This is a genomic window from Pseudomonas sp. ACN5 (genome assembly GCF_002303975.1).
GTDB lineage: Bacteria > Pseudomonadota > Gammaproteobacteria > Pseudomonadales > Pseudomonadaceae > Aquipseudomonas > Aquipseudomonas laurylsulfatiphila.
Map to the genome: position 1 here is coordinate 14,100 of NZ_MRCP01000015.1, position 21,724 is coordinate 35,823.

18 protein-coding genes are annotated in these 21,724 nt (G+C 58.9%); 6 read left to right on the forward strand and 12 right to left on the reverse strand.

Going from position 1 to position 21,724, the window contains the following annotated elements; all coding sequences use genetic code 11:
* Window positions 1–41: 41 nt before the first annotated feature.
* The 3 genes from BSF40_RS24290 to BSF40_RS24300 all read right to left on the reverse strand — a co-directional run bounded on the left by BSF40_RS24290 (window position 42) and on the right by BSF40_RS24300 (window position 3,803).
* A complete protein-coding gene (locus BSF40_RS24290; RefSeq protein ID WP_095967116.1) occupies window positions 42–1,403 on the reverse strand; it encodes an MFS transporter in 1,362 nt (453 codons plus the stop codon).
* Window positions 1,404–1,563: 160 nt separating this feature from the next.
* On the reverse strand, window positions 1,564–2,814 hold the full coding sequence (locus BSF40_RS24295) for an OprD family outer membrane porin (RefSeq protein ID WP_095967117.1): 1,251 nt from the start codon (window positions 2,812–2,814) through the stop codon (window positions 1,564–1,566).
* Between the two features lie 638 nt (window positions 2,815–3,452).
* Window positions 3,453–3,803: a BON domain-containing protein gene (locus BSF40_RS24300; RefSeq protein ID WP_095967118.1), complete on the reverse strand. Its 351-nt coding sequence runs from the start codon at window positions 3,801–3,803 to the stop codon at window positions 3,453–3,455.
* Between the two features lie 733 nt (window positions 3,804–4,536).
* Here BSF40_RS24300 and BSF40_RS24310 point away from each other — a divergent pair.
* The 3 genes from BSF40_RS24310 to BSF40_RS24320 all read left to right on the forward strand — a co-directional run bounded on the left by BSF40_RS24310 (window position 4,537) and on the right by BSF40_RS24320 (window position 7,755).
* Complete coding sequence (locus BSF40_RS24310) at window positions 4,537–6,159, forward strand: DUF1254 domain-containing protein (protein ID WP_095967120.1); 1,623 nt, start codon at window positions 4,537–4,539, stop codon at window positions 6,157–6,159.
* A 644-nt stretch (window positions 6,160–6,803) separates the two neighbouring features.
* Window positions 6,804–7,457: a hypothetical protein gene (locus tag BSF40_RS24315; RefSeq protein ID WP_095967121.1), complete on the forward strand. Its 654-nt coding sequence runs from the start codon at window positions 6,804–6,806 to the stop codon at window positions 7,455–7,457.
* 91 nt (window positions 7,458–7,548) lie between these two features.
* Window positions 7,549–7,755, forward strand: a complete 207-nt coding sequence (locus BSF40_RS24320; protein ID WP_095967122.1) for a co-regulatory protein PtrA N-terminal domain-containing protein — start codon at window positions 7,549–7,551, stop codon at window positions 7,753–7,755.
* Window positions 7,756–8,369: 614 nt separating this feature from the next.
* Here BSF40_RS24320 and BSF40_RS33165 read toward each other — a convergent pair.
* The 8 genes from BSF40_RS33165 to kynU all read right to left on the reverse strand — a co-directional run bounded on the left by BSF40_RS33165 (window position 8,370) and on the right by kynU (window position 17,747).
* Window positions 8,370–9,038: a hypothetical protein gene (locus tag BSF40_RS33165; RefSeq protein ID WP_172435748.1), complete on the reverse strand. Its 669-nt coding sequence runs from the start codon at window positions 9,036–9,038 to the stop codon at window positions 8,370–8,372.
* A gap of 377 nt (window positions 9,039–9,415) precedes the next feature.
* The gene (locus BSF40_RS24330; RefSeq protein ID WP_095967124.1) at window positions 9,416–10,165 is read right to left on the reverse strand and encodes a hypothetical protein; all 750 of its coding nucleotides are present in this window, start codon (window positions 10,163–10,165) and stop codon (window positions 9,416–9,418) included.
* A gap of 102 nt (window positions 10,166–10,267) precedes the next feature.
* Window positions 10,268–11,911: a DUF5666 domain-containing protein gene (locus BSF40_RS24335; RefSeq protein WP_095967125.1), complete on the reverse strand. Its 1,644-nt coding sequence runs from the start codon at window positions 11,909–11,911 to the stop codon at window positions 10,268–10,270.
* Window positions 11,908–12,750, reverse strand: a complete 843-nt coding sequence (locus BSF40_RS24340; protein WP_095967126.1) for a DUF6502 family protein — start codon at window positions 12,748–12,750, stop codon at window positions 11,908–11,910. The genes BSF40_RS24335 and BSF40_RS24340 overlap by 4 nt, the downstream gene beginning before the upstream one ends.
* A gap of 281 nt (window positions 12,751–13,031) precedes the next feature.
* Entirely contained in the window at window positions 13,032–13,463 is a 432-nt protein-coding gene (locus BSF40_RS24345; protein ID WP_095967127.1) for a glycine zipper domain-containing protein, read from the reverse strand.
* Between the two features lie 122 nt (window positions 13,464–13,585).
* The gene (locus tag BSF40_RS24350) at window positions 13,586–14,995 is read right to left on the reverse strand and encodes an amino acid permease (RefSeq protein WP_095967128.1); all 1,410 of its coding nucleotides are present in this window, start codon (window positions 14,993–14,995) and stop codon (window positions 13,586–13,588) included.
* Between the two features lie 85 nt (window positions 14,996–15,080).
* Entirely contained in the window at window positions 15,081–16,394 is a 1,314-nt protein-coding gene (locus BSF40_RS24355; RefSeq protein WP_095967129.1) for an OprD family porin, read from the reverse strand.
* Between the two features lie 102 nt (window positions 16,395–16,496).
* On the reverse strand, window positions 16,497–17,747 hold the full coding sequence (gene kynU, locus BSF40_RS24360) for a kynureninase (protein ID WP_095967130.1): 1,251 nt from the start codon (window positions 17,745–17,747) through the stop codon (window positions 16,497–16,499).
* 209 nt (window positions 17,748–17,956) lie between these two features.
* On the opposite strand from kynU, the gene BSF40_RS24365 reads away from it, so the two are divergent.
* Entirely contained in the window at window positions 17,957–18,430 is a 474-nt protein-coding gene (locus BSF40_RS24365) for an Lrp/AsnC family transcriptional regulator (RefSeq protein ID WP_007971266.1), read from the forward strand.
* A 14-nt stretch (window positions 18,431–18,444) separates the two neighbouring features.
* Here BSF40_RS24365 and BSF40_RS24370 read toward each other — a convergent pair whose 3' ends face one another.
* Window positions 18,445–19,458, reverse strand: a complete 1,014-nt coding sequence (locus BSF40_RS24370) for a helix-turn-helix domain-containing protein (RefSeq protein WP_095967131.1) — start codon at window positions 19,456–19,458, stop codon at window positions 18,445–18,447.
* 374 nt (window positions 19,459–19,832) lie between these two features.
* Here BSF40_RS24370 and antA point away from each other — a divergent pair, with 374 nt between their 5' ends.
* Together antA and antB are read left to right on the forward strand one after the other, a co-directional pair.
* On the forward strand, window positions 19,833–21,224 hold the full coding sequence (gene antA / locus BSF40_RS24375; RefSeq protein ID WP_095967132.1) for an anthranilate 1,2-dioxygenase large subunit: 1,392 nt from the start codon (window positions 19,833–19,835) through the stop codon (window positions 21,222–21,224).
* Complete coding sequence (gene antB, locus BSF40_RS24380) at window positions 21,224–21,715, forward strand: anthranilate 1,2-dioxygenase small subunit (protein WP_007971272.1); 492 nt, start codon at window positions 21,224–21,226, stop codon at window positions 21,713–21,715. The genes antA and antB overlap by 1 nt, the downstream gene beginning before the upstream one ends.
* Window positions 21,716–21,724 lie beyond the last annotated feature (9 nt).

A 21,724-nucleotide genomic window follows, 5' to 3' on the forward strand; every position in this document is an offset into this window, starting at 1 on the left:
AAGGGAGCGAGGCCGAGGCGCCGATCGTGGACTATGACCAATCAGGCCCGGGTCGGATACTCCCGGGCATAGCTTTCCCGAAAACGACGGCAGCCACGCCAGAGCAGTAGCACCGTCAACGCCGATGCACCGGCGATCACCAGCGACATCGACGAACCCACCGCCGCGGGCGATCCGAAGTAGCGGTCGGTCAACAGCGCCACCAGCGTGGTGCCCAGGCCCAGGCCCAGCAGATTGCTGATCAACAGGAACACCGCCGAGACCTGTGCGCGCACCTGGTTCGGCGCGAGGATCTGCATCGCCGCCGTGGACGCCGGCATCGGGAACGAAGCGAAGAACATCGCCGGCACCAACAGCGTCACCGACAGCCACAGTTGATCGACTTGCGGGAACAGCACGGCCGGCACCGCCATGCCGAGGGCACCGATGACGCCGGTGCGCATGGCGGCGTCCTGATGACCTTTCCTGGCCAGGTAGTCGGTGAGCCATCCGCCGAACAGCACGCCTGCGGTATTGGCCACCAACAGCACGGTGCCGAGCATGTAGCCGGCCTCCATTGGCGACAGGCCGAACTTGCGGATGTACAGCGCCGGGCTCCAGCTCATCATGCAGAACAGGGCCATGGCGTAGAACGAAAAGCCCAGGTAATGGCAGGTGAAGGTGGCACGGTGGCGACCGAGGAAACGCAAGCCATCGCTCATCGCAACCTTCTTGGCCTGACCCTGTGCATCGACCTGCAGCCCCTTGCGCGCCGGGTCGCGCACGGTAAGCCAGATCAACAGGCCGACCACGATACCGGGCAGGCCGACAATGAAGAACGCCAGTTGCCAGGCCTTCATCGCACCGAGAACGGCGACTTCGATGGTGTTCATGTCCTTGAGCATCGCGATCACATAGCCACCCACCAGGAAGGCCAGGCCACCACCGACGAACGAGCCGATCGAGTAGATGCCCACGGCGCGGCCAAGTTTTTCCTTGGGGAACATGTCGCTGAACATCGAGTAGGCCGAGGGCGACAGGGCCGCTTCGCCGACACCGACGCCAATGCGGGCGAGGAACATGTGCAGGAAGTTCTTGCTCATGCCGCAGGCAGCCGTCGCCAGGCTCCAGAACACCACGCCGACGGCGATGATCTTCGGCCGGGAGAAGCGATCCGCCAGGTAGGCGATGGGCATGCCCATGAACGCGTAGAACAACGAAAAGGCCAGCCCGTGCAGCAAGCTGAACTGAGTGTCGCTGATCTGCAGATCGGCTTTGATCGGCTCGATCATCAGCGCCAGGATCTGCCGATCCACAAATGAAAAGATGTAGGCGATCATGCACAGGCCGACCACGTACCACTCGTAAATGTAGGTTTTCTGCTTCTGCTGTTGCAGGACCGCGTTATCGACCTGGATATTCACTCGTGTTTGCTCCTCTTGGAATCCACTCATGGGCGCAGCGCGCCGGGTGACGGTGCACAGGACACCGACTGGGAAGTTGCGGGGCAGATGTAAAGGACAAAGGGTTCGAACATGGTCAGGCCTCTTATTGTTATGGGGTCAAACCCCGGATGGACCGGGCTTACCAGAACTTCCAGGTGTAGGTCGTGGCGAAACGGAATTCGTTGTAGTCGTAGCCGTACTTCTGTTTCACGTCGATGTTGCGCAGGTCCAGCCCCAGGCCTTGCAGCGCCCCGCTCTGCACCACGTAGCTGAGCCCCAGGAAGCGTTCGCTTTCCTGGTTGTCGCTCAGGTTGGCGCCACGGTCCCAGTGGGTTCCCTTGATGTAGCGGGTGTAGAGCTTCAGCCCCGGCATGCCCATCCCGGCAAAGTCATAGCTGTAGCGCGCGCCCCAGGACTTTTCATCCGGGCGGACAAACCCCAGGGACGACCAGTGCACCAGATAAGGTTGCGGGATAAACCCGTTCATCGTCGGGAACACGCTGTCACCGAGCATGCGCTGGTAACTGAGGCCAAACATGTGGGCGCCTTTGAGCAAGGTGAACAAGCCACCGTAGGAACGGTTGTCGATCTCACCGTTCAAGGCACTACCATCTTCATTGTTATTGAAGTAGCGCAAGTCGGTCTTGAGTTTGTAGCCATTACCCAAGTCAGCCATATGCATCAGGCCGAAATAGTGCTGCTGATAAATATCATGCAACACGCCATAGAAATAACTGGCTTGCAGGGTCTTGGTAATGTCGTAAGTGGCGCCGCCAAAGTCCAGGCCGTCACTGTCGAGATTATCGGTGGAGCCAAACTTGTACAGCTTCTCGTGGTTGGAAGATTCCCGCGTCACGGCAGACCAGAACCGGCCACCGGTCATCGTCAATCCATCGACTTCCCTGGACTCGACCACCGCCCCTTGATAGATCGTATCCAGTTGCCGACTGGTGTCATCGTACGCCACCGGCAATTGAGGGCGAAGGTCACCGACCTTCAACTCGGTCTTGCTGTAGCGCATCTTGAAGGTTGCACCGGCGCGACTGTAGTCATCCGCCGTCTGCTGGTCACTGACGCTGAAAGGCAGCGAACCGTCGTTGCCCGATGAATCCAGGCGCACGGCGTATTGCGCATCCACATCAAGGCCGATCGCCAGAGCCGTGTCGGTGTAACCGGACGTAAACTGTGCATCGAAACCCTGAGACCAACTATGCACTTCAGAAACCGGCGCATTGTTATTGGTGTAATTACGGTGCAAATAGAAGTTACGCGTATCCACTTTCAAGTGACTATCATCGACAACATCGGCATAGGCTGCCAATGGCGAACAGATCATTCCCAACACGCCGGCAACACCAAGCCCACGGCAAGATTGTTTTACCTGAAGCATCTAACTTCTCCACATCTGTATGTGCTGGGCACTGTATTTATAGGAGCAGATTCGAACTAAAAGTTAAAAATGCCGGCAGCCGAACACCGAGCCTTCTTGCGCAGGAAGGCGAATTGCATCAGGGATATAAAGAACGATGGGTTCGAGCATTGTCAGGCCTATTGTTGTTATGGGGTAAAACGCCAGGCGGGCTCAATGCAACAGCCAGCCAAGACGACACGCCTCTTGCCTACCCAAGGTAAGTCAGTAGGCGCCGCGCCGATATCGAGATGAACAGCATCCGTTGGGGGGAAAACTTCAACCCGGCTAAAGGTTTCCCTTAGTCAACTCAAAAGCGCAGGGCGAACAGTGCGAGATGGCAAGCCCGTAATGCATAAGCCTTCCTATAGCGAGGTCTTGTGGTTGGATGGGCCCTAAACTAGCGATTGCGCCGCCTGCCAACCTCCCCGATTGCGCAGGCGATTCTCCAATTACGCAGCCTGATGCAGACCCTTGGATGACAGGCGGAAAACGGCCTGAGCAGCCAGTCGCGAATGTCCACGAAACCATGGGCGTTTCACTCTGGGGCGCACAGGTATTCAGCTTCCCTGCGCTCCCGGTTCCCGACTGGGAGCGCGGCGCCTACAAAGTTGCCATTGTCATTTGTCGTCCATCTTTGTTGACGATTGTGGCCGGCGCTCAGTGTTCTCTTCGGCGTTGGGCGCTTCTGGAAAACTCCCTGGCGTGAACACATGGGTCTGCAGGTCGCTGGCATCGACTTCGGCGACACCATGAACCGAACGGGCCAGATCAATGGCCTGTTCACACTGTCTATGAGTGTTGACGCGGCCACTTAACCCCACTATGCCCGCATGGGTTTTGACATTGATATGCAGGCTAAGGGTCGGATCGGAAAATGCCAGGGCCGACTTCACCTTGGCAGTAATCCATGCATCGTGAACGGCCATTTCCAGACCATGAGAGTAATGCTGGAAGGAGTGAATTTTCATGGCTGAACCCTCTCTCGAGTAATCAGACGTATTGTCCATCCCTTTTGCTGTGCTGCCCTTTGCCTGTCAGGTGAACGCTATGGATACCTGATTCGTTTTGGCGCGCTCGCCACACAAACATTGACAGACATTAATTATAGTACGGCCGTTGCCTGCGGTCAGATCGCGGCCCCCGTGAGCGTCCGCCTTGTTCGCTCGGTGCCAGGCGCAATGCCTGCAGAGCCTCCAAACAGTCCTTATCGCGATCAGCCCTGATCAACCCATCGCTGCCGATGTCGACCGACAGAAAACGGCCGATTCTGTTGAAAAAGTCGGTTCGCCCAAACAGCCTGGTCATTGACTGGTTAAAACGCCTTTTTTGCACACCGCTACGTGAAATCTGAGTCCGGAAGCCTCTGCCGAAAGTAAAGATTTCAATCTCGGACGCATACTTTTCTGCTGCGGAAACCATGGTCGACTTTTTCAACAGAATCGGCCAACAGTTGCCGCTGGCTGGAGCGATGGCAAATGTGCACCTATGCTTGGGTCGGCTGGAAGAACTGATCGAGCATTCCGTGCTGCTCCGTCACCTGTGCGCAATTTCCGTCAATGGTCATCCGGGCGTATCAGTTTCAGCACACCTTCGATGATCTGGAACCAGGCTGTGGTTGGCCTGGCTTTCGAAAATCCTTGCGCCATGCCCTTCCTCAGTTTGAGTCATCAATACTTCAAACTTCCCCCCCGGGAGACACCCATGGCGCACCTTCTCAAACCCATCGCCGTACTCACGTCCTTTTTTACCCTGATGTTGCCGGTGCTGACCTCGGCGCAGGCGGCCACCGACACTCCACCCGCCGTCAAGACGCCGGACCGTGTCGAGACCCGAATCGGCGTGCTGGAATTCAAGGATGGCGCGCCAAGCGCCGAAACCGCCCGGAATGTCTATGACACACTGGCGTTCACTCGGGGTGTCGATGCCTTCGTGAACAGTTTTTCGGGTGCCTCGGCCTATGCGATTCGCGAGGGCTTCCACAGCATTGGCGCTGAAGACAACTCGGTGGTCATTTTCTCCGAGCTGATGGACTCCAACTCGCTCTTTCTCACGGCCAACGCCGATACGATCTACTCGGTGGCAACGCTCGACCTGACGAAAGGACCGTTGGTGATTGAAGTGCCACCCAAGGCCCTCGGCACGCTGAATGACATGTGGTTTGGCTGGATCATCGACATCGGCGCGCCCGGACCCGATCGGGGTGAAGGGGGTAAATACCTGGTTCTGCCACCCGACTACGAGGGTCCTGTTCCTGATGGCGGCTACTTTGTCGGTCGCTCCAAGACCAACCATGTGCTCTACGCCGTTCGCGCCTTTATGGAGAACAACGACCCGAAACCTGCCGTTGATCTGATCAAGGACAAACTGAAGATCTACCCCTACACACCGGGTGGCCACGGCACCAGCATTGCCACGGCACTCGAAGGCAACATCCGCTTGGAGCCCATTCCCCCGATCCCGCCAACGAAGTTCATCGAGGGCAGTGGCAAATCCTTCAACACCATCCCGCCCAACGATTTTTCCTACTTCGAGATGCTCGACAAGCTTGTACAGCTGGAACCCGCCACCTCGTTCAGCCCGGAACTCATGGGGCAATTGGCGGCCATTGGTATCGTGAAGGGCAAGCCCTTTGCTCCGGACGAGCGGATGAAGAAGATCCTCAGCGACGCGGCCGCCGTGGGCAACGCCGCTGGACGAGCGCTGAACTGGCGGGCCGCCGAGTATCCCGGCTGGTCCTATTACCCGAACTCGATGTGGGCCAACATGCTGTGGCAAGGCGGTTTCAATTTTGAAACACCGCCGCCGTTGATCACCAAGGAAGGCCTGTTCAAGCCATTGCCACCGACTGGCGCGCGCACGCTTGATTCGCGCACGGCGTTCTACTACGGCTACACCATGGATTCGCCGGGCATGATCATGCGCGTGCCCAACGTGGGCTCGCAGTACCTCATGGGTTTCACTGACGCCGACAAGAACCCCTTCGATGGCGCAAAGACCTATAAGGTGACCCTGCCACCCAAGATCCCTGCGGCGAAATTCTGGTCCTTCACCGTCTACGACAACCAGACGCGCTCCATGCTCCAGACACCACAGCGCTACCCCCGTGCCGGCAGTCAAACCTACCCTTCACCGGCGGCCGTCGAAAACGCGGATGGTTCCATGACCATCTACTTCGGCCCTTCCAGACCCGCGGACGCCAAAGCCGGCAACTGGATACAAACCATGCCGGACAAGGGCTGGTTCATGCTCCTGCGCCTCTACAGCCCGCTTGAGTCGTTCTTCACGAAAGCGTGGCGCCCGAGCGAGGTCGAACTGGTTCGGTGAGATAAACACCGGCCGGTCAGCACTACTTCCCAGTCGGTGCTGACCGCCCTGTTAATGCCGACGCAATCAACTGTCCGGAATGTGCTTTTTTCGAAAAAAAATGGCAGTGCATTGCACTGGTTTTTTACCCCGACCAGGGCTTTTTTGATGGCTGATTGGCTTATACCCCCCGATTTTTACCCTGGAATATGCAAAAAAAGACGAAAAAATCGACGGGGCTTTTATCCGCCCCCCGACTCGCTGAAAGCCAGTCATGGTGCTGGCTGCGCCCTCCTGTGATAGCAATATGCGACCAGTTTCGGCACTGCCGTTGGTCAGCAAAATTGATCAAAAAATGAACGGAGACGGCTTTTTTCGTTCAGAATACGCAACAGGTCACACGGGCTCCGATGCTCAGCTGACTCAAGAAGCGGAAGTTAAACCTCATATAGACGCCCAGTGCGAATGAGGTTTTTTGTTACCTGAAAATGGAACTAACCGAATGATAAAAAAGTTCATTCGCTAAACTCGCTTTTTTCTTCGCAGCACAACGCCGCAAGATTAAACAATAGAAATTGCTGGATCCTGACTGCAGTCAGCAACGGATAAATTCAACTAGCCGTGCTGAAGTCATGTTGATCCACTAAGAGTACAAAGAGGTAATCATGGAACTTGGTATACTGACTTCGCCAGCCGCGGAATATATTCGCTTGGGCGTTGTATATTTCCATCTTATCGCCTGCTGCGTGGCAATCGGGCTTGTGTTGACCAGTGACATTGCCATGGTCAAGCAACTCCTGAAGGGGGATGTGTCGGGTCACCATGATGACGCGCATCTGGAAAGCCTTCAAAAAACCGTATCGCTTGCACTTGTAGCGCTTTGGATTACGGGCATTGCTATTGTCGGAATAGATTATGCCGGCAAGGGGATGGAATATTTCCTCAATCCAAAGTTGCAAGCCAAAATCGGCATCGTTGTGCTGTTGACCTTTAACGGTTTCCTGTTGCATAGCGCTGTATTGCCGGCACTGAAGAAAGCCGGTTCGATACTCAAACTCTCCTTCAACCTGCGCATGCTGGCGCTGTTCTCCGGCGCGCTCTCTGGTGTGTCCTGGTTTTATGCCGCCATGCTCGGTGTCGGTCGTCCGCTGGCCTGGAAATACTCGCTGGTCGAGTTGCTGGCGGCCTATCCGGTTCTCATCGTCGGTGGCTTTGGAATGATGGTGCTGCTCACCGTCTGGGCGAAAAACAAAAACGCTGAAGGCCGTATGGAGCAACGCACCTGGGGAACCGGAAACGCTGCTCTGGCTGGCTGGTGAAGTCAGGTTGAACAAGCCCGTTCAGCCTTTGCCAATGAATTCCGTTTTTAACTATTTACCCATCTCACTTTTCTCACTTGAGGATATCCAAATGAAATCCATGAAAGCTCTCTTCGTAATCGCCGCTCTGACCGCTTCTTCTCTGGCGATGGCCACCGGTGGTGGTGACAAGACATTCAATCGCATGGAGTCGGCCCGCAAGGTCTCGATGGAAGCCTTCCAGGTTGCGCAGAAGCAGAAGGCTGAAGCCGCTGTCGCTCAAAGCAAGGCCAAGGCGACCAATCGCAGCAACGGCTGATCGGTGTAGCGCGACCGCGCAACACGATGGCAAAAAAGGGACTTCACGGAGTCCCGGGGCACACAAATAACGAAATATCTGTAGGAGCGAGCTTGCTCCGGGCGGCGTTCCGACGAAAAACCTGAGAGCACCGCGGGGTGTCAGGCTCCCCGCATCATCGTTGACCTCCATCGCGAGCAAGCTCGCTCCTACAGGTATCGGTGTTCCCCGCCATTACGTGAACAACCAAAAAAAGTCGCAAACCCTGCAGGGTTTGCGACTTTTTTTTCGATACGTCCTTCAAATTCCCGGGACGTTTTCTACGGGTATGCCTGCCATGTGTAGCGTGCAGGCCTAGTTCTGTACCTCAACCACGTCGACATCCGGCGCGTCTGGGGCATCCGGAGCATCCGGGGCGTCTGGAGCGTCAGGGGCATCCGCCACATCCTCTCTGGCGTCCCTCTTCTGGGCCTTGGCCGCCTCTCTGGCCGCGTTCGCATCAGCCTTGGCGTCGTTCCTGGCAGCATCTGCAGCAGCCCGGGCTGCATCTCTGGTAGCATCCGCGTCTGCCTTGGCAGCGTCCCTGGCGGCATCTGCGGCGGCCCTGGCAGCATCTCTGGTTGCATCTGCACCCGCTACACCTGCAGCTTTTGCAGCGTCACGGGCAGCATCCGCCGCAGCTCTGGCGGCATCTCGGGTTGCATCTGCATCCGCTTTCGCAGCATCCCGGGCTGCGTCTGCATCAGCTCTGGCAGCGTCTCTGGCTGCATCTGCGTCATTTTTGGCAGCGTCCCTGGCTGCATCTGCGGCATTGTTGTCAGCCCTATTAGCCTTATCGGCTCTATCGGCTCTATCGGCTCTATCGGCTCTGTCGGCCTTATCAGCCCTATCAGCCTTATCGGCTTTATCGGCTTTATCGGCCTTATCGCCACGGGCATTGCCTTGGCCTGCGTTTCCGGCAACACCACCATGGTCAGCATCGCCGCGGCCCATGCCACCATGTCCTGCGCCACCGTCACCGCCACCATCGCCATGGCCACCGCCAGCGTTACCGCCTCCGCCATTACCACCGTGACCACCGCCTCCGGAGCCACTGCCGCCACCGTGACCACCACTGTTACCACCACCGCCGCCACCGTGGCCGCCTCCGCCGTCACCACCATGACCGCCGCCTCCGGAGCCACCGCCGCCGCCACCACCGTGACCGCCACCGCCACCGCCTCCGTTGCCTCCTCCGCCTCCTCCGCTGCCGCCACCACCGCTGCCGCCATCTTTGGCATGCACGCTGGAGAAGCTACCGACATAATCGGGCACCAGCACAGTCGATGCAGACAGGACTGCGCCAATTGCCAGGGCCAACAAACATTTTTTGAGAAGCATGATGCACCTCCGCTTGGAGTTGCGTAGTCATGTCCGTATCGAACGCAATGTCCAGTGAGTTCCCGGCCGCCCATTGGAGCGGCCAGCCAACCGGCACGGCCATTAATTTGCAGCAAAAACAAGCAACTGCGGTTTCCGAACGATCCTTCAGAGCCAGTCGGCATCTGTGCGTGGGAAATATTCCCACACCTATAGATTAGTTCTGTCAGCCCGTGTGTCAACGACCGAACATCAGGACTGGAGCAGGCGCAGGCCTGGGTTGAAACGACTAAGCGCATCAGGGCCGGGAAACAGGCGAGTATCAGTAGGTGTGGGTGAACACCAGTCCAGCCTCGCCATCCGGGCTCGCATCGGAATACCCCTTGACGGCATACAACTGAAATTTCCAGTTCTGATTGAGCTTGTGCGTGAGGAAGAGGGTGAGTTCCTTGATCTGGTCGCCCGTGGATACGACCTTCTGCCGCCAGTCGTAGGACACCCCCGCCGAAGTGCGCGCGAACACGGGCATGGCGAAGCCGAGGCCGGCGAATATCGGGTTGTCGAAGTCGGAGCCCGACGGATCGCCGAATTTTTTCCAGCCCAGCGTGGCGAACCCGGTCACCCGGCCGAAGGCTTTGGCGACATCGACCTGGGCGGAATAGTCGGTTTTTCCGGTGCCCAGGCACTTGTCTTCGTCGGCGGTGGGCAACTTGACCTTGCCGATCAGGTCCACGAACAGCCCGCCAATATTGCCGTCAAGCACGGCATAGTCGGCACCGGCAACAGTGTCGCCCAAACCGCTTTCCACTTTGTCGCAACCGCCGGGCAACGGCTCGCCGTCAGGGCCGACCGAAGGATTGGTGATCCGCAGCCAGGGCACCGTGAGCTTGTAGGTCATGGGACCGGTTTCGTATTTGCCCACCAGCGGGACGTACCAGGTTTCGGAAGTGGTGCCGGTGCCATAATCGCCCCGGGAGTAGTCGGTTCCGATTGAGGTCGAGAAGGTATCAGCCAGGGCCGGCAAGGCCAGGCTGGCCAGCCAACCGACGAGCAGGATGCGCTTGGGGTCCATGTTCACCTCGTGTCTTGCGTCATCGAAGTTCACACGCAGGCTTTGTTGCGTGACTTACACAGCCTAGTGACTTATGGCGCAAGTGCATCATGCCTTCACTGTTTAACCCGACTTGCCAGAGCGGTCGACTTTTTCAACAGTCTCGACTTTTTCGACTTTTTCGACTTTTTCTGGCCGATCAACCTTGTCTACTTTCTCAACCTTTTCTGGCCGATCGACTTTCTCGACTTTCTCCGGACGTTCAACTTTTTCGACTTTTTCGACTTTTTCGACTTTCTCTACCTTCTCTACCCTCTCCACTCTCTCGACTTTGCCGGATTGCTCGACCTTCTCGATTCGCTCCGACTTGCCGGACTTGTCCACGTCCACATCCACGCGTTCGATCCTGTCGCCACCGCCATGACTGTCATTGCCCCCGTGGCGAGTATCGTCGACGACGCTGCCACCGCTCTCGGAACGGCCGCTCCTGTCACTGCCCGAGTTCCCCGAATCCCGCGAGTTGCCGGAGCTGTTGGAGCCGCTCGAGTCGCCGGCGCTGTTGAAATCCTCCGAGCGGCCCGAATTGCCCGGGCCACTTGAGTCGTCCGTGTTTTGCTCGCTGTTTCGAAGCCGCCCGTGCTGGTTGCCGGCTGGCGAATCGGAGCGCTCGCGGGGCAATTCGATACGCGTGGCCTGCACGTCCCGTGCGCCGCTGAAGACGCCGGTGATCCGCACGCGTCGATCCAGCGTCAGCTGCGATGACTGCACACCGACAAACACGGTGTCGCGCGCCATCGTCACGTTAAAGCCGCCCACCACCAGGCGACGGTCTTGTCGGCCCTGTACCAGGCCCTCGATCACCGCATTGTGTGCACGGCCAATGAATGGCAGGCTCGGGTCGGGGCGACTTTGGCTCACCTCCAGCTCGCGGCCCGACCAGTGGCCGCGCACCAGCATTTCCTGCGCCGGTCCCGGATGGTTGCCGAGTTTGAGGCCCTGCAGATAACCGCTGCGATCGACCGGGCCGATGGCGCTGGCCTCCTTGAGGCCGGGCGCACGGTCGATGCGGCTGGCCACCACTTCACCCCGGGCATCGCGCAGCCCACTGACCCGAACAGGATCACCTGCACGCAGACCGGGAGCGACTTGAGCACCGTTGGCCAGGCGTACCGGTTGACCCATGACACGCATAGGCAGGGAGTCTCTGGGCAGGGCAGTCAAAGGTCCTTCGTAGACATGCAGGATAGCAATGCGCCCGGCCTCCAGACCGCGCCGGGAATTGAACGCTTGCACGGCAACCACTTGGCCAACTGCCAGGCGGGTGCTGGTGGCGGCAATGCCGTTCTCGCTGACAGGGACATTTTTGTTGAAGTGCACTTCCATGCCATTGACGCAGATCGAGGCGAACCCGGTGATGGTGCCGACAATCCCGGTGCCACCGATCCCGCCGTTGTCGTTGTCGTTGTTGATGCCCGTGCCACCCACGCCGCCGGCAACGGCACCGGTGCCGCCAATGCCGCCGGGGCGTTTGTTCAGCGGTGCGCCGGTACCGCCCACCCCGCCGTTGTCGGTACCGATGCCCGTACCGCCCATGCCACCAGGCGCCGCGCCCGTACCGCCGGTGCCACCCGGAGCCTGGATGAGCGGCACTTCACTGCTGCCCGCGTCATTCTGGCTGACACAGGCCGGCGCGGCTTGCAACACAATCGCATGCCCGAGGCCCAGAGCGAGGGCGGCTGCTCGAATCAGGCGCAGATTGATGGTCATGGCTTGGGAGCCGTCGGTGAGTTGGGGTCGCAAGCTTCAGTGTAGAAGTACAGGCCGACCGTAATGCGCTGACGCGGTTCGAGGCTGGGCAGGTCGCGAAATTCCAGCTCGGCGGCGAGTCGGTTGAAGCTCAACAGGGCCTGCATTCCCTCGCTGGCAACGGCCTCGCGCAGCGCCTCGACGCTCATCGGGGCCAGTGCGTCATAGTGGACGCTGCGTTCAAAAAAGGCCGGGGCTTCGCCGCTCAAGTTGTGTACCGCAGCGCAGGCATGATCGTGCAGGTTATGCCCCAGGTAAGCCGCTTTCTCATCGAAGCCCTTTTGCGGCACGAAGGCCTGGGCTTCCAGGTGTACACGCTCCTGTTCGTCAAGGCGCACGACGCCCAGGCGCAGCCATTCGTCCAGTACCACCCGCGCCCGGATGTCCGTGCTGACCTTCGCCACCAGCGCATCGAAGGAACAGTCGCCGCCGACACTGGCCAAGCGAGGCAGCGGCAACGGCTGGCCGGCGTCGTTGCAGAAGGGTGTGCGGGTCCAGGCGTTGACCAGTTGCGCACCGAAGGTGATGTTTTCCGGAAGCGTGGAAGTAGCGGGGTCGCCGCTGTTGCGCAAACGCCGTACGTCCTTGCGATGCACGCCGGTGAGCAGGCTGATGCGGCTGTCGGTCGGTGCCTTGTCGTCCAGACGGAACTCACGGTCCGCCACATCGACGAAAACCTCCTTGAGCAGGTCGGCGAAAACCAGGTACGTGACGCCTTTGCGCAGCATCAGGCGTACCAGCGGCCGCATGACATGGCGCAAGGCTTTGAGGAGCGAGGTGGGCAAGGTAGACGATTGCATTCAGCGCATTCCTGGACAGTTAACCCAAGTATAGCTGCGTGGGAAATATTCCCATGAATGCAGGCAGTATCTTTTGCGTGCTCCCTTGCAGAACCGGTTCCCCGGGTTTTGCATGGGGCATCAGGCCGCTTCAGGTCCGGCTGTCGTCGTCGCCGCCGACGTGGACACCATGATCGTCCCCCGCTTCTGCATGGATACCCACTGCGACCTGTGGCGGGGGAGCAAGCTCCCTCACCACAGGTTCAGGGTCTCGGCTTAGTCTCGGCTCTCGGCACCCGCGATCAGTCGTGATGTTTGTGTTTATGTTTATTCTTGTGTTTATTCTTTTGCTTGTAGCCGGAATCGTGGTGGTCGTCGTCATCGGCCAGATTGTTGCCGATCGCACCACCTGCTGCGCCGCCCAGACCCGCACCGATCAGGCCGCCGGTGGAACCACCGACACTGTTGCCGATGACCTGGCCACCCGCTGCACCGAGACCTCCGCCAATAGCCGACTCGGTCTTCTTGCCACTCTTGGCGGTCATTGCGCCCCCGGCCGCGCCACCGACGCCGGCTCCGATTGCAGCGCCGGTGCTACCTCCCACAGCCTGACCGACCACGCTGCCAAGGGCGCCGCCGACACCGCCACCGATAGCCGTATTGGTGGTTTCGCCAGCGAGGGAGTACTGCGATACAAGAAGGCTTAATGCCACGACAGTGAATGACTTACGCATCAGACAGACCTTTAGGAATACACAAAAGGGGAAAGTCTGTTGGTACGAAACAGTCTGGTCAACAGATATTCGGCCGGGCTTTACAAACAAAGGCGCCCCGCCACTGCGGGGCTCCCTTCGGTCTAGCCCCTGGGCTGCGGATTGAGCACCGTAACGGCCTTGGTTTTCCTGAAGAAAATACCGTAGACAACCGACAGCACCAGCAAGAACGGCACACCGAACACCAGGGTCATCTTGAAGGCTTCAGTGAAGTAGGTCGTGACCATCACGGCCCCCATCAGGACCAACCCCAACAATGTGCTGTAGGGAAACAGACGCATGCGGAACGACAGTTTACGGTTGCCATTGCGTTCATGAAAACGACGGAAACAGTAGTGAGTGAGGAAGATCATGAACCAGGTAAAGATCGCGCCGAACATCGAGATTGCCATCATCAGGGTGAACGAACTTTCCGGGTACAGGATGTTGAGCAAGGTCGCCAGGGCGATCCCTGAACTGGAAAGCAACAGCGCGTTCAACGGGATCCCGGTCTTGCTCAATGCCCCCATGGATTTTGGCGCGTAGCCGGCTCGAGACAGGCTGAACATCATGCGCGTGGTGATGTACAACTGGCTGTTCATCGCCGACAACGCCGCAATCAGGATCACGAAGTTCATCACACCGGTGGCGCCGGGAATACCGATGGCCTGCATGACCGTGACGAACGGACTCTGGGCATGGCCAGCCTGGACCCAAGGCACGATCGCCAGCATCAATGCCAGGGTCAACAGGTAGAACACCACCAGGCGCACAATAGTCCCGCGAAAGGCTTTCTTCACCGCCTGCTCCGGATCCTTCGCCTCACCGGCAGCCACCGCGATCATCTCCACGCTCAGGTAGCTGAAGATCGACACGATCACCGCGATCCACATCCCTTGCAGGCCATTGGGGAAAAAGCCGCCGTGAGCGGTGTAATTGTGCACACCGTATTCCGGATTGCCGGAACCGAACACCACATACACCGCCAGGATAATGAAGCCGACAATCGCGCCGATCTTGATGGTCGAGAACCAGTACTCGAAGGTACCGAAGGTCTTCACGCTGATGGCATTGAGCACGATCAACACGCTGGAGAACGAGACGATCCAGATCCATTCCGGCACGTTGGCAAACCAGTACTTCATGTACATCGCCACCGCCGTCACTTCCGTACCGACCGCGAGCACAATCGCCGCCCAATAGGCATAGCGCACCAGGAACCCGGCCAGCGGGCTGACATAAAATTCGGCATAGGCGCCGAACGAACCCGAGGTCGAATGGGCCACGGTCATTTCCGCCAGGCAGCCCATCAGCAGCAAGGTGATGATTGCGCCAATGGCATAGCTCAACAGCACGCTCGGCCCGGCATAACCAATGGCATAGGCGCTGCCCATGAACAGCCCGGTGCCGATTGCACCCCCAATGGCGATCATGCTCATCTGCCCCGACGTCAATTGACGCCGCAGGCCATGTTCACGGTTGGATATCGTTTCGAAACCGCAGTTATCGGTCATTTCTATGTCCTCTGGATTTTGTCTTTCTTGAAGAGCACGTCGTGGGTTTAACGGTGGGGATCAGCCACGCACAGCAGGACACGGATCAGAAAATACTCAGTGGATACTCGACGATCACCCGGATTTCGTTGTTGTCCGTGGTGTCGGCCCGGGCGACTTGCGCGGTGGAGCGCACACTGGCCTGACGCACGCGTATTGATAGGTCCCTGGCCTTGCCCGACTGCACGACATAGCGCGCCTCGAGGTCGCGTTCCCAGCGCTTGCCGTCATCGCCGTAACGTCCATAGGCGCCATTGGGGCCGCCGTCGTAATGGCTGTCATCGATGTGGTCGCCACTGACGTAGCGCGACATGAAGCTCAGCCCCGGCACGCCGAAAGGCGCCATGTCCAGGTCATAGCGCAGTTGCCAGGAGCGTTCGTTGGGGGCGTTGAAGTCGAGGACCTGAATCGAGTTGGCGAGAAAAATCGACGTGCCCGGTTGCTGGTCGAAACCCAGGTAATCGAACGGCTCTTCGCCATCGACCCGCTGGTACGCCAGGGTCAACCGATGGGCGCCGAACCTGTAAGCGGTGGCAAACGACCAGGTGGTGTTGTCGATCCTGCCGGCCAGGCTGTCGCCGTTATCGTGGGTGCGGTAGAGATTGAAATCCAGGTTCAGCGACTGGTCTGGCGTCAGCACATGGGTGTAATTGACGTTGCCGTAGTACTGCCGCCAGATGTCGGTGAACTGCGAACCGTACAGGCTGACACTCAACTGATCGCCCAGCGCATAGCTGCCGCCCAGGTAATCGACGCTGCGGGTTTCCACCCCGGCGTACAGCGCTTTAAGGGCGCCATCGGCATTGGTCGAATTATTGTCGTTGCCGGCAGTGAAGTGGCCAATGTCCAGTTGCAATGCCTTGAGCTCATTGCTGGTCAGCTGGAAGCCGGTGGCACTGCTGGTGAACAGTCGCGCATTGCCGGTGCCGAACACCGGATTGAGCGGTGTCAGGTTGCCGTACTTGAGCTCGGTCTGCGAAATCCGCGCCTTCAGCGCACCACCGGCTTCGGAGTACTCATCCTCGGGACGGCCATCGGAATCGACCGGCAACAACCCTGTGCCCGTGCGCCCCTTGCCACTGTCGAGCTTGATGCCCAACTGCGCGTAGGCATCGACCCCAAAACCCACCGTTCCCTGGGTGTAGCCGGAGCGGTAGTCGAGGATGATCCCGTGGGCCCACTCGTCCCGATAGTTCTGACCGCCCGGGTTGTTGAGGTTGTTGCGGTAGAAATAGAAGTTGCGATTGGTCAGTGTCAGGCTGCTGTCTTCGACAAATCCGTTGTCAGAGGCGGCACAGGCCATTTGGCCAAGGCAACTGGAGATGGCGAGCGGCAAGGCAGGCCAGAGGGACAGTTTCATTCTGCGTGCTCCTTATTATTGTGATTGCAGAACTGGTTATTGCCGGCGACCGAACGCCCGCCGCGGGAAAATGCCCGCAGCTGGACCAGGACGCCGCAGGTTTCAAGTCACGCTGTGGCGAACCTGGTATCGCGCTTGCGACCAGATGTTCCGGTCGAGGATCTCGCCGAGGATCTGCACCGCGTCCCAGACTTCGGTGAAGGTTGTGTACAACGGGGTGAAACCGAACCGCATGATGCGCGGCTCGCGATAGTCACCAATCACGCCACGGTCGATCAGGGCCTGGATCACCGCATAACCTTCGGGGTGTTCGAAGCTGACATGACTGCCGCGTCTGGTGTGCTCACGCGGGGTGATCAACTTCAGTTCGTGAGCCGCGCAACGCTGCTCGACCAGTTCGATGAACAGGTCCGTCAGGGCCAGGGATTTGCGGCGCAGGCTGGCCATGTCGGTCTGGGCGAACACGTTCAGGCCGCACTCGACCATCGCCAATGAGGTGATCGGTTGAGTGCCGCACAGGTAACGCGCGATGCCGCTGCTTGGCTCGTAATGCGACTCCATGGCGAATTGCCGCGAGTGGCCGAACCAGCCGGACAAGGGTTGTGGCACCAGATCGCACAATGACGGCGAAACCCAGACAAAAGCCTGCGAGCCCGGCCCGCCATTGAGGTACTTGTAGGTGCAGCCGATGGCGTAGTCGGCACCGGCCTGGTGCAGGTCGACCGGTACTGCGCCTGCGGAATGCGCCAGATCCCAGATGGCCAGCGCGCCACATTCGTGGGTCAGCGCGGTCAGGGCCTGCATGTCGTGCATGTAGCCGGTCTTGTAATTGACGTGGGTGAGCATGACCACCGCCGTGTCCTGGTCAATGGCTTGCGGCAAGGCTTCAGGACTGTCGACCAGGCGCAGGGTATAACCCTGCTGCAGCATCTGCGCGAGGCCTTCGGCGATGTACAGGTCGGTGGGAAAATTGCTTGATTCGCTGACGATCACTCGCCGCTGCGGTGACCTTGTGGCCTGTACGCGCAAGGCAGCGCTCAGCACTTTGAACAGGTTGATCGAGGTGGTATCGGTCACCACGACCTCCCCCGCCCCCGCGCCGATCAAACCCGCCAGGCGGTCGCCCAGACGCTCGGACAGCTCGCGCCAGCCGGCACTGTTCCAGCTGCGGATCAAGCCATTGCCCCATTCCTCGGCGACCACCGCTTGTGCCCGCGCCAATGCCGCGACCGGCCGCGCACCGAGGGAATTGCCATCGAGATAGATAATCCCTTCGGGGAGCGCGAATTGCTGGCGCAGGGGCGCCAGAGCGTCCTGGGCATCAAGCGCCAGGCAACTGTTTCTTGTCGTCATCGGGTGTCCTGTTTTTTGTTTTGGGACGCCATCCGGGCGGGTTGCATCAGCCGGATCAGGCGCCCTGGTTCAAGGCGATCAACCTGCCTTTGGGTAGAGAGATAATGAACGAATCTTTGGAGAATTTTCGTGCAAAGTAACCAGCCATGTAGTAGTTATTTCGCAGATAATTCGAACCTGACCTCAATAAACGCGGATTTATTCAAACCATGAATCTTGACTCGACAGACCTGCGAATCCTGCATCAGCTGCAACAGGATGGCCGAATCAGCAATCAGGAACTGGCGGAGAAAGTCGCCTTGTCACCGTCGGCCTGTCTGCGTCGGTTGCGCCTGCTGGAAAGCGAAGGAATCATCACCGGCTATCGCGCGGTGCTGAATGCCGAGCGGTTGGGCATCGAGCTGGAAGCCATCGTCCATGTGTCGTTGCGACAGGACGTCGAGGACTGGCACGAGACCTTCATCAAGAAGGTCCAGCAGTGGCCGGAGGTGGTCACCGCCTATGTCATTACCGGGGCGAGCAACTATGTGTTGCGGGTCCAGGCCCGCAACCTCAAACACTTCTCGGATTTCATCGTCAATCACCTCAACCGCACCGCCGGCGTCACCGACATACGTTCGGAGATCGTCCTGCAGAAAATCAAGGAGCGCGAGCAGTTGCTTGATCTGGTGGTACGCAAGTAAGAGCGCAGCGTTCTTCAGAGCCCGTGCAGGCGCCGGGCCTCCTTGCGCTGCAACGTCATGCTCGGGGTCTCGTCGAACAGTTTGCGGTACTCGGTGGAAAAACGCCCCAGGTGCATGAACCCCCAGCCCATGGCTATCCCGGAAATGTTGCGTGACGAGCCGTGCTCGAGAATCTCCTGGCGTACGGCATTCAGGCGATACTTTTTCAGGTAGGCCATGGGCGACAAGGCGAAGTACTTCCTGAATGCGTCGAACAATTTGAAGCGTGAAACGCCGGCTGCGGCTTCGATGTCCTCCAGGTGCAACGCTTCGCGGGCGTTGTCATGGATGTACTGTCGAGCCCTGACCAGGTAGTGCGGCAACTTCACGCCCAACGCGTCCCGCAGTTCCTGCGAATAGTTGTTGGGCTGGGCGAGGATCAAGCCTTTGATCAGCGAGCTTTCAATGTCCCGGGTGAAGGCCACCTGCTCGAAGAGTTCACTGCTTCGTTCCATCTCGTCGATGAAATAACGCGCCATGCGCCACCACGACGCCGATGCCCCTTCGATCGCATCCATCATCGGTTCGAAGCGCAGCGGCGCATCCAGCGGCCGTTGCAGCATCCCTTCCAGAGCCTCGCTCATCGCCACTCGGGTAATCACCACCTGGACCTTGCGACAGTCACCGGAAATTGCCAGCAGTTGGTGTTCATTGGGGGAAATGATGACCCCTTGATCGCGGTCGGACCTGACCACGCTGCCCGCCTTGCTCAGCTCCTGTTCGCCCGACAACGGCAGGCTCAGGCTATAGCTGCTGAAGTGCTCGGCGTCTTCGATATCGATGGTGACGTCGGTACCGTATTCGATGGTGCCCAGGGTGGTGGCCATCGATTTGAACATGTTGGCGTTGTGATGAAAGCGGATCCGTTCGGGGGTCGCGCTCACGAGTCGATGGGGTCCGCAGATACCGGACATCCAGCTTCTGGCAGCCTCCAGGTCATCGCTGTCGACACGAATGTCGCGAAACTGCGGATCCACTTTGCTACTCATCAGGGTGCACTCACGGAGTTTGGTTCTGCGCGCTCTGGGGGCGCTTGTCAGGCTGCAAAGGAGCAACTTCCACGCCATAAAACGTCGGCGCCCACTTAACGGATAGTGATTGGCAACTAAGCGGACAAGACATGGCTGGCGAAGCCGCAAAAGCCCTCGATCCGCACTCGACGTCGTGCAAAACAGTATCTGATTGGCGCCATCAGGTGCAGCCGTTTATCACCTGGTGGCGGATTTGTGTCATCGCTGCCCAATCGACTGTTACCTGCCCCCCAATTTTACGGACTGCCTTCGCCAACTTATCGGATAGACCATCACCCGCCCCGCTTCTCTAATGAGCGCACCGATTAGCCGAATAAAAAAAGGTGCACACCATGAGTGGCGAAAGAAACGTCGAGCAATGGAAAACGTTTATCGAAAGCTGCCTGGACTTCCGTCCCGCAGAAGGTGTTTTCCGCATCGCCCGGGAGATGTTCACCGAGCCGCAGCTGTTCGATCTGGAGATGGAACTGATCTTCGAGAAGAACTGGATCTACGCCTGCCACGAAAGCGAACTGGCCAACAACCACGACTTCGTGACCCTGCGCGCCGGCCGCCAGCCGATGATCATTACCCGCGACGGTGAGGGTCAGCTCAATGCACTGATCAATGCCTGCCAGCATCGCGGCACGACGCTGACCCGCGTGGGCAAGGGCAATCAGTCGACCTTCACCTGCCCGTTCCATGCCTGGTGCTACAAAAGCGATGGCCGCCTGGTCAAGGTCAAGGCACCGGGCGAGTACCCGGAAGGCTTCGACAAAGCCACGCGCGGTCTGAAAAAAGCCCGCATCCAGAGCTACAAGGGTTTCGTCTTCATCAGCCTGGATGTGCACGCCGACAACAGCCTGGAAGACTTCCTCGGCGATGCCAAAGTGTTCTTCGACATGATGGTCGCCCAGTCGCCCACCGGTGAGCTGGAAGTACTGCCCGGCAAATCGGCCTACACCTACGACGGCAACTGGAAGCTGCAAAACGAAAACGGCCTCGACGGTTATCACGTCAGCACCGTCCACTACAACTACGTCGCCACGGTGCAGCATCGCCAGCAGGTCAACAGCGAAAACGGCAACGCCGCCAGCAGCACCCTCGACTACAGCAAGCTCGGCGCCGGCGACGCCAATACCGATGATGGCTGGTTCGCGTTCAACAACGGTCACAGCCTGCTGTTCAGCGACATGCCCAACCCTTCGGTACGCTCCGGCTACGCGACGATCATGCCGCGGCTGATCGAAGAACATGGCCAGCAAAAGGCCGAGTGGATGATGCATCGCCTGCGCAACCTGAACATCTATCCAAGCCTGTTTTTCCTCGATCAGATCAGCTCGCAATTGCGCATCATCCGTCCGGTGGCGTGGAACAAGACCGAAATCATCAGCCAGTGCCTGGGGGTCAAGAACGAGTCGGACGCCGACCGCGAAAACCGCATTCGCCAGTTCGAGGATTTCTTCAACGTCTCGGGTTTGGGCACGCCGGATGACCTGGTGGAATTCCGTGAAGCCCAGCGTGGCTTCCAGGCGCGCCTGGAACGCTGGAGCGATATCTCCCGCGGCAGTCACCGCTGGGCCAGCGGCGCCACGCCCAACAGCGAAGCGATCGGCATTGCCCCGGCCATGACCGGCACCGAATTCACCCATGAAGGGCTTTACGTCAACCAGCACAGCAACTGGCAGACATTCCTGCTCGACGGCCTGGACGCCAAATCCCTGAAACTCCGTGAGGTGCAATGATGAATGCGCAACTGCAGTACCGCATCGAACAGTTTTTCTATCGCAAATCCGAACTGTGCGACGCCCAGGACTGGGATGCCTATGTCCAGCTGTTCGCCGAGCACAGCGAGTTCCACTTGCCGCAATGGGACTCCGAACACGTCTACACCCGCGACCCCAAACGCGAAATGTCGCTGATCTACTACCCCAACCGTTCAGGCCTGGAGGACCGCGTGTTCCGCCTGCGCACGGGCAAGTCCGCGTCCTCGACGCCGATGCCGCGCACCCTGCATCAGATCAGCAACGTGCGGATCGCCCCCCTGGAAAACGATGAACTGCAAGTGCAGTTGAACTGGCACACCCTGTATTACCGCCTGGCCACGGCCGAACAGTTTTTCGGCCGCGCGACCTACCGCCTCAAGCCCCACGCCGATAGCTGGCTGATCGTTCGCAAGCATGTGTTGCTGCTCAACGACACCATCAATTCGGTACTCGACTTCTATCACCTCTGAACCCAGGGA

Bases quoted from the DNA above. Each gene is read 5' to 3' on its own strand.
- BSF40_RS24295 (WP_095967117.1), bottom strand. From the start codon at position 2,814: ATGCTTCAGGTAAAACAATCTTGCCGTGGGCTTGGTGTTGCCGGCGTG.
- BSF40_RS24300 (WP_095967118.1), bottom strand. From the start codon at position 3,803: ATGAAAATTCACTCCTTCCAGCATTACTCTCATGGTCTGGAAATGGCC.
- BSF40_RS24310 (WP_095967120.1), top strand. From the start codon at position 4,537: ATGGCGCACCTTCTCAAACCCATCGCCGTACTCACGTCCTTTTTTACC.
- BSF40_RS24315 (WP_095967121.1), top strand. From the start codon at position 6,804: ATGGAACTTGGTATACTGACTTCGCCAGCCGCGGAATATATTCGCTTG.
- BSF40_RS24320 (WP_095967122.1), top strand. From the start codon at position 7,549: ATGAAATCCATGAAAGCTCTCTTCGTAATCGCCGCTCTGACCGCTTCT.
- BSF40_RS33165 (WP_172435748.1), bottom strand. From the start codon at position 9,038: ATGTCGGTAGCTTCTCCAGCGTGCATGCCAAAGATGGCGGCAGCGGTG.
- BSF40_RS24330 (WP_095967124.1), bottom strand. From the start codon at position 10,165: ATGGACCCCAAGCGCATCCTGCTCGTCGGTTGGCTGGCCAGCCTGGCC.
- BSF40_RS24335 (WP_095967125.1), bottom strand. From the start codon at position 11,911: ATGACCATCAATCTGCGCCTGATTCGAGCAGCCGCCCTCGCTCTGGGC.
- BSF40_RS24340 (WP_095967126.1), bottom strand. From the start codon at position 12,750: ATGCAATCGTCTACCTTGCCCACCTCGCTCCTCAAAGCCTTGCGCCAT.
- BSF40_RS24345 (WP_095967127.1), bottom strand. From the start codon at position 13,463: ATGCGTAAGTCATTCACTGTCGTGGCATTAAGCCTTCTTGTATCGCAG.
- BSF40_RS24350 (WP_095967128.1), bottom strand. From the start codon at position 14,995: ATGACCGATAACTGCGGTTTCGAAACGATATCCAACCGTGAACATGGC.
- BSF40_RS24355 (WP_095967129.1), bottom strand. From the start codon at position 16,394: ATGAAACTGTCCCTCTGGCCTGCCTTGCCGCTCGCCATCTCCAGTTGC.
- kynU (WP_095967130.1), bottom strand. From the start codon at position 17,747: ATGACGACAAGAAACAGTTGCCTGGCGCTTGATGCCCAGGACGCTCTG.
- BSF40_RS24365 (WP_007971266.1), top strand. From the start codon at position 17,957: ATGAATCTTGACTCGACAGACCTGCGAATCCTGCATCAGCTGCAACAG.
- BSF40_RS24370 (WP_095967131.1), bottom strand. From the start codon at position 19,458: ATGAGTAGCAAAGTGGATCCGCAGTTTCGCGACATTCGTGTCGACAGC.
- antA (WP_095967132.1), top strand. From the start codon at position 19,833: ATGAGTGGCGAAAGAAACGTCGAGCAATGGAAAACGTTTATCGAAAGC.
- antB (WP_007971272.1), top strand. From the start codon at position 21,224: ATGAATGCGCAACTGCAGTACCGCATCGAACAGTTTTTCTATCGCAAA.